Source organism: Bifidobacterium sp. ESL0728, assembly GCF_029392015.1.
Lineage (GTDB): Bacteria > Actinomycetota > Actinomycetes > Actinomycetales > Bifidobacteriaceae > Bifidobacterium.
On record NZ_CP113925.1, the window covers coordinates 1543644 to 1560655 of the forward strand.

At 52.6% G+C, this 17012-nt stretch carries 11 protein-coding genes and 1 pseudogene; 7 read left to right on the forward strand and 5 right to left on the reverse strand.

The window, feature by feature from the left end; all coding sequences use genetic code 11:
- Nucleotides 1-68 precede the first annotated feature (68 nt).
- The 4 genes and pseudogenes from OZX67_RS09645 to purD form a co-directional block, all read left to right on the forward strand.
- Nucleotides 69-1403: pseudogene (locus tag OZX67_RS09645) on the forward strand (phosphoribosylformylglycinamidine synthase subunit PurQ); the annotation flags it as partial.
- Between the two features lie 76 nt (nt 1404-1479).
- Nucleotides 1480-3042: an amidophosphoribosyltransferase gene (gene purF / locus OZX67_RS06075; RefSeq protein ID WP_277141815.1), complete on the forward strand. Its 1563-nt coding sequence runs from the start codon at nt 1480-1482 to the stop codon at nt 3040-3042.
- Nucleotide 3043: 1 nt separating this feature from the next.
- Nucleotides 3044-4084: a phosphoribosylformylglycinamidine cyclo-ligase gene (purM, locus tag OZX67_RS06080; RefSeq protein WP_277141816.1), complete on the forward strand. Its 1041-nt coding sequence runs from the start codon at nt 3044-3046 to the stop codon at nt 4082-4084.
- A 236-nt stretch (nt 4085-4320) separates the two neighbouring features.
- Entirely contained in the window at nt 4321-5661 is a 1341-nt protein-coding gene (purD, locus tag OZX67_RS06085) for a phosphoribosylamine--glycine ligase (RefSeq protein WP_277141817.1), read from the forward strand.
- A gap of 182 nt (nt 5662-5843) precedes the next feature.
- On the opposite strand, the gene OZX67_RS06090 is transcribed toward purD, so the two are convergent.
- Nucleotides 5844-6896: a hypothetical protein gene (locus OZX67_RS06090; RefSeq protein WP_277141818.1), complete on the reverse strand. Its 1053-nt coding sequence runs from the start codon at nt 6894-6896 to the stop codon at nt 5844-5846.
- Nucleotides 6897-6898: 2 nt separating this feature from the next.
- Nucleotides 6899-9343 (reverse strand): AAA family ATPase, encoded by a 2445-nt coding sequence (locus OZX67_RS06095; protein ID WP_277141819.1) that lies wholly within the window; start codon nt 9341-9343, stop codon nt 6899-6901.
- A 278-nt stretch (nt 9344-9621) separates the two neighbouring features.
- Here OZX67_RS06095 and OZX67_RS06100 point away from each other — a divergent pair, with 278 nt between their 5' ends.
- Complete coding sequence (locus tag OZX67_RS06100) at nt 9622-9972, forward strand: hypothetical protein (RefSeq protein ID WP_277141820.1); 351 nt, start codon at nt 9622-9624, stop codon at nt 9970-9972.
- Nucleotides 9973-10023: 51 nt separating this feature from the next.
- Nucleotides 10024-10377 (forward strand): toxin-antitoxin system protein, encoded by a 354-nt coding sequence (locus OZX67_RS06105; RefSeq protein ID WP_277141821.1) that lies wholly within the window; start codon nt 10024-10026, stop codon nt 10375-10377.
- A 95-nt stretch (nt 10378-10472) separates the two neighbouring features.
- Here the strand turns inward: OZX67_RS06105 and OZX67_RS06110 are convergent, their stop codons facing one another.
- The 3 genes from OZX67_RS06110 to OZX67_RS06120 all read right to left on the reverse strand — a co-directional run bounded on the left by OZX67_RS06110 (nt 10473) and on the right by OZX67_RS06120 (nt 15236).
- Nucleotides 10473-11963, reverse strand: coding sequence for a hypothetical protein (locus OZX67_RS06110; protein WP_277141822.1), 1491 nt, complete (start codon nt 11961-11963; stop codon nt 10473-10475).
- A gap of 176 nt (nt 11964-12139) precedes the next feature.
- Nucleotides 12140-12805 carry a response regulator transcription factor gene (locus OZX67_RS06115; RefSeq protein ID WP_277141823.1) on the reverse strand — a complete coding sequence of 222 codons (666 nt, stop codon included), beginning with the start codon at nt 12803-12805 and terminating at the stop codon, nt 12140-12142.
- 187 nt (nt 12806-12992) lie between these two features.
- Nucleotides 12993-15236, reverse strand: coding sequence for an LTA synthase family protein (locus OZX67_RS06120; RefSeq protein ID WP_277141824.1), 2244 nt, complete (start codon nt 15234-15236; stop codon nt 12993-12995).
- Nucleotides 15237-15526: 290 nt separating this feature from the next.
- Here OZX67_RS06120 and OZX67_RS06125 point away from each other — a divergent pair, with 290 nt between their 5' ends.
- The gene (locus OZX67_RS06125) at nt 15527-16921 is read left to right on the forward strand and encodes an alpha/beta hydrolase-fold protein (protein WP_277141825.1); all 1395 of its coding nucleotides are present in this window, start codon (nt 15527-15529) and stop codon (nt 16919-16921) included.
- The last annotated feature ends 91 nt before the right edge of the window (nt 16922-17012 follow it).

A 17012-nucleotide genomic window follows, 5' to 3' on the forward strand; every position in this document is an offset into this window, starting at 1 on the left:
ACTCCGCAAGCAGGAACAGGAACGCTTCCATCCCGGGCAACGATATGGATTCCGCAAATGCTTACCGGCTTATCCCGAATCCCGACAATTTGCTTGAAACGATAGCGATTATTGAACAACTGACCACCACCAAACAAGCTCTCGCGATTTCCACGCCGGGATATGGTGCCACTGCCGAAGTCTTGTTCAAGATGACGCTGGGCAATCAAATCGGTGTCAGGCTGAACAACGACATCAACCTTGATGCCTTGTTCGAACCTGCGTACGGTTCCTTTATCGTGGAACTGGCCGAAGGCGCCGAAGCGCCGGAAAGTGATGGGCAAGTCGATGTCGAAGTCATCGGTACGACCACCACTACCTACGAATTCGCCGCGGCAGGCGAAACCGTCGACCTTGGCGAGATGCAGGATGTCTGGGAATCAGCGATGGAGGAGATCTTCCCCTATCGCAGCCATGACGGCAATGGCGAAGACATCACAACAGGAAGCCTCCAAATGCCTTCAGGCGGCTCTTCCTCAAGGCCTCCCTCCAAAAATGGAATGCACACGGAGACCATCAGCTACCGCAAGGGCCAGCAGGCTTTCTACGTCGGCAGTCTGCTCAAAGCCAAGCCACGCGTGCTCATTCCGGTATTCCCTGGCAACAACTGCGAGTACGACGCCGCAGCTGCGTTCGCGGCGGCAGGAGCCGACCCGCACACCTTGATCGTCAATAACCTCTCCCCCGAAGCGGTGGCGGAATCGTCCCGTCAGCTGGCGGAAGGAATCAAGGCCAGCCAAATCGTCATGATTCCCGGCGGCTTCTCCGGCGGCGATGAACCGGACGGGTCGGCAAAATTTATCACCGCGTTCTTCCGCGCCCCCGCCGTGGCCGACGCCGTACGCGACCTGCTGGGCAACCGCGACGGTTTGATACTCGGTATCTGTAACGGGTTCCAGGCGCTGATCAAGCTCGGTCTTGTACCGTACGGTGACATCGTCGAACCTAGTCAGCACCAACCAACGCTAACCTTCAACACCATTGGCCGGCATCAAAGCCGCCTGGCGCGCACGCGGGTTTCCAGTAATCTTTCACCGTGGATGGCCGGTAGTGAAGTCGGCGATATCTACACCATCCCAATTTCGCACGGCGAAGGCCGCTTCGTGGCCGCGTCGGAACAAATCAGGCAACTCGCCGACGACGGACAGATCGCCGCACAATACGTGGACGAAAACGGCAACGCGAGCATGGATCTGGCCGACAACCCCAACGGCTCCATGGCCGCCGTCGAAGCGCTGACCAGCCCTGACGGCCGCGTGCTCGGCAAGATGGGTCATTCCGAACGCCGTGGTGACGGGCTTTACCTGAACGTTCCGGGCCGCGAGTTCCAGCCTATTTTCGAGGCAGGCGTGCGCTATTTCACCGGAGCTACGGCAAAAGCCGACGAACCGATGAACGCAAACAATCTGAACGACGAGACAGGCGAAAGGAAGGCCTGATATGTCATTTGAATTGGAAAACATCCACGAAGAATGCGGCCTGTTCGGCGTCTGGGGCCATCCCGATGCCGCGCGACTGACCTACTTCGGCCTGCACGCGCTGCAGCACCGCGGGCAGGAGGGGGCCGGCATGGTCTCCAACGACCACGGCAGACTTATCGGCCATCGCGGGCTCGGTTTGCTGACCGAGGTATTCCACGACGAGCACGAAATCGAACGGCTTACCGGTGACCGTGCGATTGGTCACGTCCGATACGCCACCAGTGGTTCCGGCGGCATCGACAACATCCAGCCGTTCATCTTCCGCTTCCACGATGGCGATTTCGCACTCGCCCACAACGGCAACCTCACCAATTGCATCGCTCTGCGCGCCAAATTGGAGAACGAAGGAGCCATCTTCCACTCGAACTCCGACACCGAAGTGCTGATGCACCTGATTCGCCGCTCGAACAAACCGACGTTCGTCGAAAAACTCAAGGAAGCCCTGAACATCGTCCACGGTGGTTTCGCCTATCTGCTGATGACCGAAAACGCGATGATCGGCGCACTCGACCCGAACGGCTTCCGTCCGCTTTCACTAGGACGAATGAGCAACGGGGCTTATGTGCTGGCCAGCGAGACCTGCGCCTTGGACACGGTAGGCGCGGAACTGGTTCGCGACATTCGGCCTGGCGAAATCGTAGTCGTGAACGATGACGGTTATCAGATTCTGTCCTATACCGACAAAACCCAGCTGGCGATTTGCTCGATGGAATTCATCTATTTCGCCCGTCCGGATTCCAATATCTACGGCGTCAACGTGCATTCCGCGCGCAAACGCATGGGTGCACGTCTCGCCAAAGAAGCGCCGGTCGACGCGGATATGGTCATCGGAGTGCCAAATTCCTCGCTTTCCGCAGCTTCCGGTTACGCAGAGGCCAGCGGTCTACCCAACGAAATGGGTCTTATTAAGAATCAATATATCGCCCGCACGTTCATCCAACCGACGCAGGAATTGCGCGAGCAAGGCGTTAGGATGAAGCTTTCGGCGGTGCGCGGTGTGGTCAAAGGCAAGCGAATCATCGTCATCGACGATTCCATCGTGCGCGGCACCACTTCCAAGCGCATCGTCCAGCTTCTGCGCGAAGCGGGCGCGGCGGAAGTGCACATGCGCATCAGCTCGCCGCCGCTGAAATACCCGTGCTTCTACGGCATCGACATCTCCACCACTCGAGAATTGATCGCCGCGCGCATGAGTGTCGAGGGAATCCGCAAGTACATCGGCGCGGATTCTCTGCAATTCTTGAGTTTGGACGGACTCATCGAGTCAATCGGCCTCAACGCCGACGCCCCTTACGGCGGCCTTTGCGTCGCCTATTTCAATGGCGACTACCCCACCGCTCTGGACGATTACGAAGACGAATTCCTGGCATCGCTGAAGCCAGAGGAACGCGAGCGCCTGCCGCATTTCGCCAAGTACGAAAGCCAATATGTGGACAACGAATACAGCAATACTGAATCATTCAAGCGCAACCCTAGCAGTATAAGTAATACAGAACACGCCAGCATCACAAGGAGGGCATAGCATGCCTCAAGCATACGAACAAGCAGGAGTCAGCGTCGAGGCCGGCTACGAGGTCGTCCGCCGTATCAAATCGCACGTCGCGCGGACCAACCGGCCCGGCGTGGTCGGCGGAATCGGTGGGTTCGGCGGGCTTTTTGACTTGGCAAGCCTCGGATACAAGGAGCCGATGCTGGTTTCCGGCACTGACGGCGTGGGCACGAAGCTCATGGTCGCGAACATGGCCAACAAACATGACACCATCGGCATCGACTGCGTGGCCATGTGCGTCAACGACATCGCCGCCCAAGGTGCGCAGCCGCTGTTCTTCCTTGATTACATCGCCTGCGGCAAGAACGACCCGGCACTTCTGGAGCAGGTCGTTTCCGGCGTGGCCGACGGTTGCGTTCAGGCCGAGTCGGCGCTCATCGGCGGTGAGACGGCGGAGATGCCAGGAATGTACGACGAAGACGAATACGACTTGGCAGGCTTTGCCGTCGGAGTCGCCGAAAAATCCGCCATTGTGGATGGCTCTGGCATCCGCGAAGGCGATGCGCTGATCGGCTTGGAATCCTCCGGAGTCCATTCCAACGGATTCTCGCTGGTACGCGAGGCGCTCTTTAACGAAGCCGGTTATACCGTCGACACGAAACTGGACGAACTCGGCGACGCAACGTTGGGCGACGTCCTCTTGACCCCGACGAAAATCTACGTCAAGGCGCTCAAACCGTTGTTCGCTGCGGGACTCGTCAAAGGCGTCGCGCACATCACCGGCGGCGGTTTCATCGAAAATATTCCCCGAATGATTCCTGCGGGTCTTGCCGCCTCGATCAAGGTCGGCACGTGGAGCGTCCCGCCGATTTTCGACATCATCGAACGCGCCGGAAGCATCGACCACCAGGAGATGTTCAACGTCTTCAACATGGGCATCGGCATGGTTTTGGCCGTAGATCCGGCGAATGCGAAACAAACACTTGAAACACTTGAGACCGTCGGCGAAACCGGACATATCATCGGCTCAGTTGTTCAAGACAACGGCAACGGACGGGTCCTGTTCGCCGCCTAGCTATGAAACCGTTCGTTCGGCATCTGTCAGCGAGCGGTTTTCGGCACGGGTCAAAAATGATGCCGGAAACCGTTTACTCGGACATAAAAACAAACGATTTCCGTCACATTGCGTGATTAACGTCTGGAACCGTTCATCTATACTTGGCACTGGTATCAGAAAATCTTCCAACAAACCAATCAAGACGAAATAAGCAAAACACTTCCACCGGCGGAAGTTCAAGGAAAGGACACAAAATGGGCATGAAGGTTCTGGTCATCGGATCGGGTGCGCGCGAGCACGTCATCGCCGCGACACTGCTCGAAGGCGCGAGCATAGACGAAGTCACCGTCGCCCCAGGCAACCCCGGCATGGAGCTCGACGGAATTCGCACCACCCACATCGACCCATCGAACCACGCGGCCCTGATTGAATTCATGCAATCAAGCGACTACGACTGGGCGCTGGTCGGCCCCGAAGTGCCGCTCATGCACGGCATCATCGACGATTTCCGCGAAGTCGGGCTCAAGGCGTTCGGCCCCACCCGCGCCGCCGCTCAAGTCGAAGGTTCCAAGGATTTCGCGAAACAACTCATGGCCCGCCACGCCATTCCAACCGCCGCCTACCGCACCTTCACCGACTACGAACCGGCCGCGGCGTACGTTGTGGAGCACGGTGCACCCATCGTCATCAAGGCCGATGGTCTGGCTGCCGGCAAGGGCGTGACCGTGGCACTCGATACACAGACTGCCCTAGGTGCTCTTGAAGACATCTTCATCGAACGCCGTTTCGGCAACGACGACCTCAAGGTCGTCATCGAGGACTTCCTCGAAGGCCAGGAATTCTCGCTGATGAGCTTCGTCAACGGCTCCGAATTCTGGCCCATGCCCATTTCGCAGGACCACAAACGCGCCTACGACGGAGACAAAGGCCCGAACACCGGCGGTATGGGAGCCTACAGCCCAGTCCCGCAAATCAGCGATGACACCGTTGAACAGGCCATCAATACCATCGTCCGCCCCACCGTCGAAGCATTGGCCGACGAAGGGACGCCATTCACCGGTATTCTGTACGCCGGTCTCATCGCCACCGACGACGGCCCCAAAGTCATCGAATTCAACGCCCGTTTCGGCGATCCGGAAACTGAAGCCGTGCTTCCACTGCTCACGAGCGACCTTGGCGAAGGCATCAACGCAATCTTGAACAATGAACAACCAACGTTCACTTGGCGCACGGATACCACAGCATTAGGTGTGGTGCTTGCCGCCGACGGTTACCCCGGCAAGCCAAAGAAAGGCACTTTGGTTCCCGCCATTCCCACCGACTCTGATTCCCATATTTATTACGCCGGTGTGAAAAAGCCGAAGCATCCCGAAAACCAGAATCCCGCCGACTTGGCCGCCTCAAACGGTTTGGTCTCCTCCTCCGGCCGCGTTTTGGTCTACGAAACCGTCGCCCCCACGCTTCAGGCCGCACAATCCAAGATCTACGACACTCTCGATGCCCTAGACACCAGCGGTTTCTTCTACCGCCACGACATCGGCGCCAAAGCGTTGGAAGCCGTCGTTCCGGATACTCCTAAAACAAAAAATCAGTAAGCGTAGAAAGCAACAATCTTTTTTTGTTTGCCTCTTTCTAAAAAGCCCAAAACCCTGATCAAAAATATGAACAGCCTTTTATCAGGATTTGAACTATAAACCGGATTTTTGTCTTTTGCCGAAACTGCATATCCGATGGTTCAATCATTCGGCTCCCGCTCCAGAATCGGGCCGAGGAAGGTTTACCTCATCCACCGTTCAACAATGTCATTAAGCTCCGCCGTAATATCACGAAAATTCTGACCGAGATCAAGCGTACGCACCGAAAAACGATGACCCAACTCTCGCCATGTCTCGTCATGTTCGTTGTCATTATCAGTCAGCGCATAAAGCAGCATGCCGCTAACTTCGTCATCGTTGCCGTAAGCCTCATGCAACACATAACTTTGGATCTGATTGATGTGTTTGGGCCGATAAATCTTCCCGTTAAAGTGTGCCTGTAGAATCTGTCCGTAACATTTGGTGTCGATGATGAGCGTCTTGTCACCTTGATGAAGGGTGACATCAGTCTGTAACGTTGGCAAAAACGTAGGTTCATCCGACTCGATCCTACGATTGATCTCCTTTGCTCTTATCGTCATTCCCTGTTCTCCGGCAAAACGCTGCTGATAGTACTTGAGTACGAACTTCTCATATAAGTTACTCAGCTGACGCTGGGAGTCGTACTCAGACATTTTTCGTGTTCCCTGAGATTGAGTCAGCAATTGACGCTCAAGCACCATACGGCACACATTCATAAGCAACTGATAACTGGCATTGTTGCGATCAAACCTCAATCTCGCCCAATCCACTCGACGCACATCAGCGAATTGCACGTCGCCCATACCGATGAGACACCGTTTCAAATCATGCCTTCTCGCAGTATCTACACCCGGTTTGTCAATCAGCAGCCTCGCCGTGGTTTTGAGTATGCGGTTCTTATAGGTGTCGGCAGACAAATCGTCGTAAACGCATGAGATCTCGTTGCTTCCGCCCATCTTCAACCGTGCGGTGTCGGCCATATCGATTCGTCCACGGATGTCATGCAACCACTCGCACCTTGGCTGATATTCACGTTCAAAACCACGTTTACGCTGTGTAGACAATCCGATGGCAAGAATCGCCGCCATCAAATCGTCAATAGTCTCGAAATCCTCGGTCTGCAATTTGGAATATTGCTTGAATTTCAAGGCTTTAAAGGCATAAGTCATCATGTAATAGATGTTTTTGATGACGACATGATCCTCCGCACGCATGGTTATTCCACACACTTCAGAAGTGTGTTACACTCCTTTTCGACTTTATCGGTGTCGTCAAACCAATATTCTTGAATCAGAGGAATGAGCTCATACTTCACGATTGACTCAGCGACGTTTGAAGTCGTATCATCATCATCCATCTTGTTGTCGTTCACGCAGAAATAGCTATGGCCAATACAGAAACCTTCACCCAAAGCATCGTCTTTGGCGATATCTCGGTTGAGACTCCTAACCGCTTCCACTACTGCCGACAACCGGGAGTCGTTACGTTTCGCTAGCTGTTTCTTGAATCTCTCATTATCAAGTGCGGGTTTCATCGTAAAGAACGCAAACCGCCGCCTCAACGCATAGTCAATAAGTGCCAGGCCTCGGTCGGCCGTGTTCATCATGCCGATAATATACAGGTTTTCTGGCACATAAAAAGGCTCCTGTGAGACCGTGAGGGTCACGCTCTCGTCAGTGCCACGATGGTCCGCCTCGATCGTCATCAACAGTTCGCCGAAAACCTTGGAAATATTGGCACGATTGATTTCATCGATAATGAAGAAATAGGGTTGGTCGGGATGGGCAATCGCCTTACGCACAAACTGAACGAAAACACCCGGCACTTTTTCAAATCCCTGACCATCCTCGGTCGGCCGATAACCATAGACGAATTCGTCGTAGCTTGTATTCTGATGGAATTGGACGAACTCGATATGCCCATTATCTTTATGCCCCAATATGTCCCACGCAAGCCGTTTGGCGGTGAACGTCTTGCCAGTGCCGGGAGCCCCTTGCAAAATGACGTTTTTCTTACGATGAAGCAGTTCCTTCAGCTCATCCAAATTAGAAGAGGACAGGAAGACATCACCCAGGAGATCGTCGTCGGTGTACGGCTCGGCCTCGACTTGACTTATCGGCGAAGACTCTGATTCGTTCGCCATCTCCATAATGGTGTCGAATTCGTCCTTGCTGAGCGCAAAGAGGCTTCCGTTCATGTTCTGCAGGAACTGCATACCGCTCAAATCCGGATTGGAACTGATGTCTTCAAAAGCAACCGGTTCTTCAAAATCCTTGACTTTTTTAAAGTACAACAATTTCTCGTCAGGTTCACGACTCACTTCAAGCAACGCGAGCGCCTTTTTCGTCGGACTGGCCTCGTAACCGACAATAAGGTCGCCCTTCTTCGCATCCCTGAAGTTTTTGGCAATTCTTCTGGGATGTCCGGCCTCATTATTGACGGTGTAATTCTGTTCTTCTCCAACTTTCAGCGTTGAGATACGCCATTGTTTCGGACTGGCCACCAGCCACCAATAGTTCGCTGGTCTCACAGTATCCGAATCGTCCATTTTCATGGCCTCCTGTTTGTCGGAATAAGTTGGATATGATGAAAGGTCCATGTCATTAAGAGCTTCCACCACTTCCGGACGCAATGTCCATTCATAGACGCCGTGTCGATATTTCGCCACATCTCGACCTAGACATATCACCGTCCAATATTCATACGAATTGCTTGGCTGATGGATAGACACCAGACCGACTTTCTTGGCGACTTTCTCTCCTAAAGTCGGAATGTTGCTCAAATAGAAGTGCATCCCTCTGCCATATCGGTCGCCCAGCTCAGCGCAAGTCATTCCCTGCGGGTTTTCCGCCAAACATTTCAGAGCAATAAGGTTATTGGTGGTGGTAATCGTCGAATCGCTAAGAAGCTGTTTCCATTTCTCCGCGCCAATGCCAGTATTACGCTTACTTCGTGGAGGATACCAATAATCAGATTGCTGGGCTTCTAGCGACAGACGATAAGGCGTTTTGGAAGTCAAGTCGCCGAGTTCACCCAAAAACTCAAGGTAGCCCTCGCCATCCACGGATTGAACCAATTCAATCTGCAATTCAACCCTCAGATACTTTTCAAGGTCATTATCAATCGGAAGATATTCTTCGGGCCTCATCCAAAACAGACCCGTAGTCAGCTTTGAGACGCTGACATTATCATGCGCAAGCATGCGATCGAACGCAGCGATAAAATCCTGAAGATCTGCAGTATCCTGATCATCTTCTACGTCATCATCTTTATCAATATCGACACAGCGTAAGGCCGCCTCGAACATTTCCCAGTTTTGATCTACGATATCGCTTTTGCCATCCGCGAATTTCCAATGTTGTGGACTCGTCACCGGAATTCCGTCAAAATCCTCGGGCAAGGGCATATTCAAATCAAAACGAGCGAGAATTATTTTAATGGCTTCGATACGCTTATCTTCTCGCTGCAACTTGCCGTTGAACATCGAAAAGAACGTGAACGGATCCATGTCGTCAAACCGCTCTCCCAAAACCTGCTCAGCGATATCCACCAGCACACCGTGATTGTCACGATAGTCCAAAAGCTTGGTGGCAATAGCTTCATAAACCTGAACCCATGTGAACTTTCCCTGCTGTCCCGCCTCATCTGACATCTCTGTCATCTTTTGCCCCTTTGCACACCATTATCCCATTCAATACTTTGACTTCTTCGATTTATGCTACTCAGTACATTCGAATACAACACATATCAATAATCTCTGATATCAAGAAATCTTGAATTTTTGCATATTCCCGTCTTTCGATACCAGCATTTGTTCCAATCAGTGTTACCGTAAAGCCATCAAATGGATTACAAGAGATGGGAGAATGTACCAAATATACGTTAAAAGCCAATTAAATCAACTCTAAAAGTATGTACATAAAAGGATGTACACTCATTATGAAAACTGAAAATCCAATACGATTCGAAGAATCAGGACGGCACCATTATGATGAATTGTCACTCAACGACTCAATCGTCATGGAGATGATAGCGAAAGAGATGATCTATTATGCATTTCTGGATCCAAAAGACCCATCGACACCGAAGGTTAATAGGCCTTTGCCTGTCATATTTTTGACATGCCGGATGCCGCCGGATTCGCTCGGACGTGGTATTGCTGAAATTCTGCTATATCTGGACGGGAACCATACGACAGTATTCCATGTCGAACAGCTGACGCAGATTTGGGAACGATATTGGAGGGCTCACGATCCGGAGGCAGGAGAAAAGCTCAGAGCATTGCAATAAAAAAAACTACAACCTATTCAATAAATTGGTTTAAACCTGTAAGGAGAAAACATGGCTACATTTGAAGAATACAAAGGATATCTGGCTCATCCGCAGAACGATTTGGAAAACGCTCCTTTGGCCGACGGCTCCGGCGAAGATGCTAAGCAATTCGGTGCAGCTTTGGCCGACCCCAATACCGACAAACAAGAGCTAGTCAAAACCGTTATGGGACGGCCAACGCTTGAAGAACAGTTACGCGGAAGAAAACAATCGGTTCAGATTCATCTGTCTTTTCCCGCAACGATGAAAGAATACGCTAAAGAAGCCACAAAAAGAGAAAAGCTTTCCAATATGAGCGAATATCTCCGTAGTTTGGTCGAAAAGGACGCGGAGGCGCATGACGTAAAGCTCTCTGCCCTTTAGAGGTTTCATCTGGAATCAGATCATTGAATCACGATGAGTAGCGACTCCAACATTGTCGTTTTGACGACAACGGTCATGCACAAATCATACGTACATCAATACTGAGCAATTGGCAAGTGCACTTGCAGCTTCCACGATGTACCATCTACTTGCGTTTCCATCGAGCCACCCAGTTCTTGGATGGTCTGCAGGTGAAGGTGAAGACCTCGACCTGAGGGGATGCGCTTGCGGGTGGATTGGTCGGAAGATGACGCGATGGCATTGCTTTGTTTGATCGCGATTGTGCCATCACGATAGGTAATGTTCATTTTCCACAGCTGGGATTTGTCGGCGTGATAAGCGATGTTTGCGTAGATTTCGCCGATTAGGCTCAGTAATTCGTCGTATTGTTCCGCATTTTCAGAACTTCTTAATGGCAACGCAGTAAGGTTTTTCGCTTCGGTATGACCACTGAATCCTTGCTGTTGCAACGATGCTTCGGAACGATCAATTATTTGGCCTAGCTCATCGGCAAATGACACTGCTATTCCTAGATGAGCACCATTTTTTGTTGTTTTGTTTTCTCTCATTTCTGTCATCTCGGAAGATTCAGCTACCTTTGCTCGGGCTTCTTTTACCTTTTCATCCGCCGAAGATGCAGCGGTCTCCGTTTCAGATTTTCCGTTTTCAGGAACTCCGAGCAAATCAATGACAGCGTGAAGATTATCCAATGAATGCAAGGCGACATCGTGCACCAGCCGCCAAGCCTTTTCCTCGGCATCATCAGCGTCACTTGCGCTAGCATTGGCCCTACTGCCTGAAAAGGGCAAAACCAACTCACCAGAGTTGCTTCCGCCCTGCCTAATTTTCCCGAAACCTTTAATCGATCTCTCTGCGCTTTCGCCATTGTTTATTTCATTATCGGCAACCCTATTAATGCCAGAATCATCGGCACCGCCATCTTCATCGCAGAATTGCTCGGCCAACATCGCAATGTCGGAAAGCCCGTTTGCGACGGTGTCGTGCGTCTTGCTGGCCAATTCATTCTGCCGCCGCAAGATGGTAGCTTCACGTTGGACGTGCTGCAATTCGCGCTGGTTCGCAGTCAACAACACGGCAATCGCACGATAACCTGCGGCGAATATCAGTGCCAACAGATACATCAGGTAAACGGCACCCAGCACCGAATCAACCCACCATAGCCACGTACCCCCTACATGCAGCTGATCGGCCAGTACAGAAACGACAATCAATACGAGCGGCAGCACGACGGTCATGCCAAAGAACCACACATCGCTGCCGGCCAGGCGCAGGAGCCAGTTGATCCATCGCGGCGCACGAAGCGAAGTTCCGGATTCTCGTGAACCGTTCTTGGCCGGCTTGCGGAACATGAACCATACCAAGACAACAATAAGCAACAGCAGAGCAGCAACGTTGCACCACATCGCAATCAGGGAACGGGAATGTCGATACAGCAGCGCCGAAACCGCATACACTACGCAGAGCGGCGAAACCACCACCAAAAAACGTCGTTGGCTGGTGAATTCGCCGTGCAACGGTTCTAATTCGTCTACCAACGTTGTCTCATCCGTTTGTTTCGTTTCCATCGTTTCCTCGCTTCACAGTCATCCAGAATCCTTTGCAATAACCGACAAAACCGCTGTGCGCACTCTCAAGTAAAAATTCTCGGTTCCAAGCGGTCTTGCCGTGTTTCTTATCTTGTCATTTTCTGCTATCGAACAATCCTGTTGTCACCCAAACGGGTGCATTCCGTTTTCGAAATTCACTGCTTCAGCCAAATCGAGACGGCCTCGCTGCGGTTCGCGGCACCCAGCTTGACGTATACTCTCGAAGCCAAGGTCTTGACGGTATTGACGCTAATACCCATGCGTTCAGCCGTTTCACCACTGGTGAGGCCGTTGGAGAACAGGCCCATCATGGTCTGTTCACGAGGAGTAAGCGACACGCTTTTATCGGATTGTGATAATTGCTTCAAGGACGCTTGCGAGTTCCAATCTCTACGACGGCATTGAGCAATCGTTGGAAAGGTTACTTCTTCAGCATCTTTGTTCCATATTCCGCCCGCAAGCACCGAGAGCACGGCCTGCGCTATCCCTTTCAAACTTCGTTTCGCCACGATGCCCTGCCCTCCGGCATCGGCGACTAGCCCCGCGTAACGTTCCAACGGAAACGAGGTCAACGCGAGCGCCGGTACGAAATTGCCCTCAGCCCGCAGCTTTCCAATGACTTCCACCCCGGTCATGTCGTTCAACGACATATCCGCAAGCAACAAATCAGGCGCTTCACGCTCCGAGCAACACCGCTCAATTGCAGTCTTCCCCGTGGTCGCGCACCATGCAATCTTCAGTCCGGCACTTTCAAGAAAATGTGAAAGCATCATCACCGTTAGTTCGTCATTGTCAAGAATTCCCACGTTCTGTTGCGCCATCGCTTCTCCTCCTTGAAAAAACGAACCGACATCAATCGACAGTCTGTCTCATCACTTTACAGCACTTCACCAACGCCGGAAACAACTCCTAAAAACAGAAAATCGGTCGATACCGAATCAGAAACAGCAGAAAATAGCCATTTATGATTGGTGTCGACCGACCTTTTTGATGACGGAGACTGACAACCTAGCCCATGAACCCGGCGTCCTTGAGATATCCTTTGCCGGCGGTGACATCATATTGGATGAGCTTGTAGTCGTGCATTAGCTGCTTGGTCTCCTTGTCGAAATCGCTAGCGGCCATCGGCTGTCCCTTGGGGTCCAGATAGATCGGCTGGCCTTCAGGGATGCGCGACCATCCCTGGATCTGGTTGACTACAGGCGGCTCCATCGCGGAGACATTGCGATGCAGCTGGGTCAGGAAGGCAAGGAACGGCGTGACCTTCGAATTGGTCTGCTCGGCGGCCTGTGCCATGAAGAAGTTCGGCGAGGAGTATTCACCGTCCGGGCTCTTGTAGCCCTGCCGTCCACTGGCCTTGTTGGACCAGATGAAGTAGTCGGTGGTGTGCAGCGCGAGAGAATTCTTCTGGTCGGCCGAAGCAGTCTTGTAAATGCCCGGCAGGTGGTCGCCGTAGAAGACGACGGTGACGGGCTTATTGAGCGAATCCATCTGTTCCAAGAACTTGGCAGTGGCCTTATCGGTGATGTTCGCCCCCTTGGCGTAGGTGTTGATCGACTCGTTCTCATCGGCGCCGAGCGGCTGCGATGGATCCGTGGACTCGGCCTTGAAGTCATTGCCCTTATACCAATTGTGATACGGCATGTGGTTCTGCATCGTGGCGAGCTGGACGAATTCGTTCTGCGGGTTCTTCTTCATCGATTCATAGACGCTCTGGTAGGCCGAGGCGTCGGAAACATACGGCGAGGAATCGATCTTCTGCCGATGCGCGATCACCTCGGGCGGTTCCAGCGAGTAGAAGTGCGAGAATCCGAACTTCTTGTAGTTGTTGGCGCGCAGGTACATCGACGGCTCGTAAGGATGGAAGGCCACGGAATGCTCCTTGCTCCCCCACAGCTGGTTAACCGTCGGCGTCCATTTCTCGCCGGGAATAAGCTGCTGGTACGGGCTGGTGAGCGACGGATCGAAATTGGCCATCGACATACCGGTAAGGCTCATGTATTCGAGGTTCGCGGTGCCACCGCCGTAACCGGAGGAAAGCATATAGCCGCCGGTCGTGTGCTGCTTGATTTCGCGGGTATTGGGAATCGGATCATGGTTAATCTTGAGCCCAGGCACGCGAGATGGATCGGAATATGATTCTGAAAGGATGAAGACCACGCTGCCGTCGTCTATCTTGGCGCTGCGGGTCTTGTTGATCTTGGCGGCTTCGGCGGAGTATCGCTTGGCAACCTGTTTCATCGTCGCCTCGCTGTAGTCGCTCGGCTGATCCATCACCTTCGGGTGGGCTTGGCCCAGGAACGAAACCAGCGGGCCGTTGCGCTGCGCGTCATAGACGGAATCCCACATCGAGGGAATATAACCCATCGTCTTGGCAAAAGAGTTAGTGAAGGTATTGATCTGCCCGACCTGATAGCTGAAGCCGGTCACCAGAAGCAGGGGCACGACGATAAATAGGATACGCAACGCAGCACCAAGGCTTTTGCTTTTGACCTTATTGTCGCTTTTTGTATTACTGTCGTTTACCTCATTACCAGACTTGTTCCCGCTTTTACCCGATTGATCGGCATTTTCGCCGCGTTCACCGCCAACGGCACTGTCAACTTGCTGGTTTTCAAAGCCGAACACCTTGCCGTGGCGTACGTCGAAATGGTTCAGCACCACAAACAAGACAATGACCAAAACCATCGCAATCACAACGCCGGCAATCAGCCCGCCGGAACCGGACGGAATGAAACTCATCAACGACCCGGCGTCGCCGTTGGAGACGAAGCTTAAGTCCGAAGGCAGAATTGTCTCATAGCGAACACTGACCTTGAAATGCTCCACAATCGCAATGAGAATTATCAAGACAAACATCACGGGAGTGGCGATCCAGAACCGGTTGAACACCATGATCACCGCGAGGTAAATGAGCCCCAGCAGGAGCAGATTCAGCACAAAGACGAAATTGCGCTGCTCCCACATCTTGGAAATCATGCCCCACACGCCGGTAAGCGGGCTGGCAAGTTTCACACGGGTATCGCTTTGGGAGACACCTTGCTGCAAGATGAGGGCCATGATGATGTCGAACACGAAGAACAGCAAGGTATAAACCCAGCCACGAACATGCATACGCCGCTGGCCGGAATCCGCCTTGCTTCCCTTTTCCCTAGCCGCATCCTGGGGCTTTTGCGTATTCCCGGAGCCCAGTTGCCCAACTGCATCCCGAGGTTTTCCCTCACTAAAGTCGTGTTTTTCGACCTCATCCATACCGTTACGTTCCTTAGTCCTCAAATTTCGGGTACCGTGTATTGTCATTTTCTGCTTACACGACGAATGTCAATGTTATAAACCTTTTATCACGTTATTCTGTATGAAAACCGTGCGTTCTTCCCATATCCTCATTTTCTACGGTCATAATCATAGCGAAAGGCTATTATATCGACGGCAGACAATTGCGTCGAAAACGGAATCATTCTTCTGACTGATGGACGCGATTGCACTTGTGCGTCTAGAATCATCATTTAGTAATATTGCGCTTGATACGGCGAGGGGAAACGATGGATTGGTTTTACAATATCAACCTGCTTGAAGGATGGCTGCCAACCACTTTAAAAACACTTACGCTACTCGGCTTCATCGCCGTGATTGTGCTTAAATCAAAAGACGGTTGGTTCGATTCCCTGCTCAAACAGTTCGGTTGGGGTTTCATCGGCACTGTCGTCGGCTATGTCGTCGTTTGGCTGCTTTCGGACGTCTTCCTGGTCTTCGGGGTCAGCCTCGGACGGGTCATCGAATTCAATATCGCTTTCGGCATCGGCTTTATTTCGGTGCTGGTGGCCATGTGCTTCGATTCGGGAACGTTGCGCAAGGTCCTCGCCATCATCACAGCCATTCTGACCCTCGCTACATTCGCGCTTCGCGTCGATATCATCTACGGCGAATATGCTACGGTCGGCTCGCTTTTCGGCCGTAACCAATTCTCTGCGTTGGAAGCAAAGAACGTGCACAAGGCCTCCGCAACAGCCGCCAATACCGTAGACGAATGGAAGAAGCTCGGTAAAGAGGGCAAGCTGCCAGCAGATATGCCGAAGAAAGGCATCGTCCGCTCGGTCGACATTCCCGCCACCACGTCCAATTTCAAGGCTCGCACAGCGAACGTCTATCTTCCGCCGGCCGCTTTGACCAAGAATCCGCCGAAACTGCCGGTCATGGTCGTGATGGCCGGCCAGCCGGGCACCCCGGACCGTTTCTTCAGTGCAGGAGTACTCGGCGATAAACTGGACAGCTACGCCGCCAAACATTACGGTCTGGCCCCCATCGCCGTCTCCCCCGACCAGAACGGAACCATCACGCACAATTCGCTCTGCTCCGATACCCCGGTTTTCGGCAACGCCGAAACCTACCTGACCCGCGACGTGACCACTTGGATAAAAAAGACCTTGCCCGTTGAGACCTCAGCCGACAAGTGGCTTATCGGCGGCTATTCGCAAGGCGGCACATGCGCCACGCAACTGGGCGCGGCACATCCCAATATCTATGGGCACATCTACAGTGCGGGCGGCGAAATCGAGCCTACTGACGGCTCGCATAAATCGACAGTGAAACGCTTCTTCAACGGTGATGAAAAGGAATTCGACAAGCACGTCCCCATCAACATCATCCGCAGCCATGCCCCTTCCAAGCAGACATGGTTCTCCGCAGCCGGACAGCTCGACCCCAAGTCGCAGAAAAACCAGAAGGCCATATCCACAGAGGCCATGAAAGCCGGAATGTCCGTGACCACGGTAGTCGTCAAAGGCACCGCCCATGACTGGCATACCGTCAACGCCGGAATGACCGCACAAATCGACCTCTTCGGCACCGAAACCGGCCTGGGTGAAACCGGCAGACAAATATCGTCGTATCCGAATCTTCAAGTAGTAGCTGCAAACACCAATCGCGAAAGCGACTAGCGTCCACCGACCCGACGCAACTGCACAATTGTTGCCAAATAGTTGTGTTGCATTAAGGGATAATAAATATTACGATTGAAGAACGAAAGCC

Excerpts from the sequence above, each read along its gene's own strand:
- OZX67_RS06090 (WP_277141818.1), bottom strand. The coding sequence starts at position 6,896 with ATGCGTGCGGAGGATCATGTCGTCATCAAAAACATCTATTACATGATG.
- OZX67_RS06110 (WP_277141822.1), bottom strand. The coding sequence starts at position 11,963 with ATGGAAACGAAACAAACGGATGAGACAACGTTGGTAGACGAATTAGAA.
- OZX67_RS06120 (WP_277141824.1), bottom strand. The coding sequence starts at position 15,236 with ATGGATGAGGTCGAAAAACACGACTTTAGTGAGGGAAAACCTCGGGAT.
- OZX67_RS06105 (WP_277141821.1), top strand. The coding sequence starts at position 10,024 with ATGGCTACATTTGAAGAATACAAAGGATATCTGGCTCATCCGCAGAAC.
- purM (WP_277141816.1), top strand. The coding sequence starts at position 3,044 with ATGCCTCAAGCATACGAACAAGCAGGAGTCAGCGTCGAGGCCGGCTAC.
- purF (WP_277141815.1), top strand. The coding sequence starts at position 1,480 with ATGTCATTTGAATTGGAAAACATCCACGAAGAATGCGGCCTGTTCGGC.
- purD (WP_277141817.1), top strand. The coding sequence starts at position 4,321 with ATGGGCATGAAGGTTCTGGTCATCGGATCGGGTGCGCGCGAGCACGTC.
- OZX67_RS06100 (WP_277141820.1), top strand. The coding sequence starts at position 9,622 with ATGAAAACTGAAAATCCAATACGATTCGAAGAATCAGGACGGCACCAT.
- OZX67_RS06125 (WP_277141825.1), top strand. The coding sequence starts at position 15,527 with ATGGATTGGTTTTACAATATCAACCTGCTTGAAGGATGGCTGCCAACC.
- OZX67_RS06115 (WP_277141823.1), bottom strand. The coding sequence starts at position 12,805 with ATGGCGCAACAGAACGTGGGAATTCTTGACAATGACGAACTAACGGTG.
- OZX67_RS06095 (WP_277141819.1), bottom strand. The coding sequence starts at position 9,343 with ATGACAGAGATGTCAGATGAGGCGGGACAGCAGGGAAAGTTCACATGG.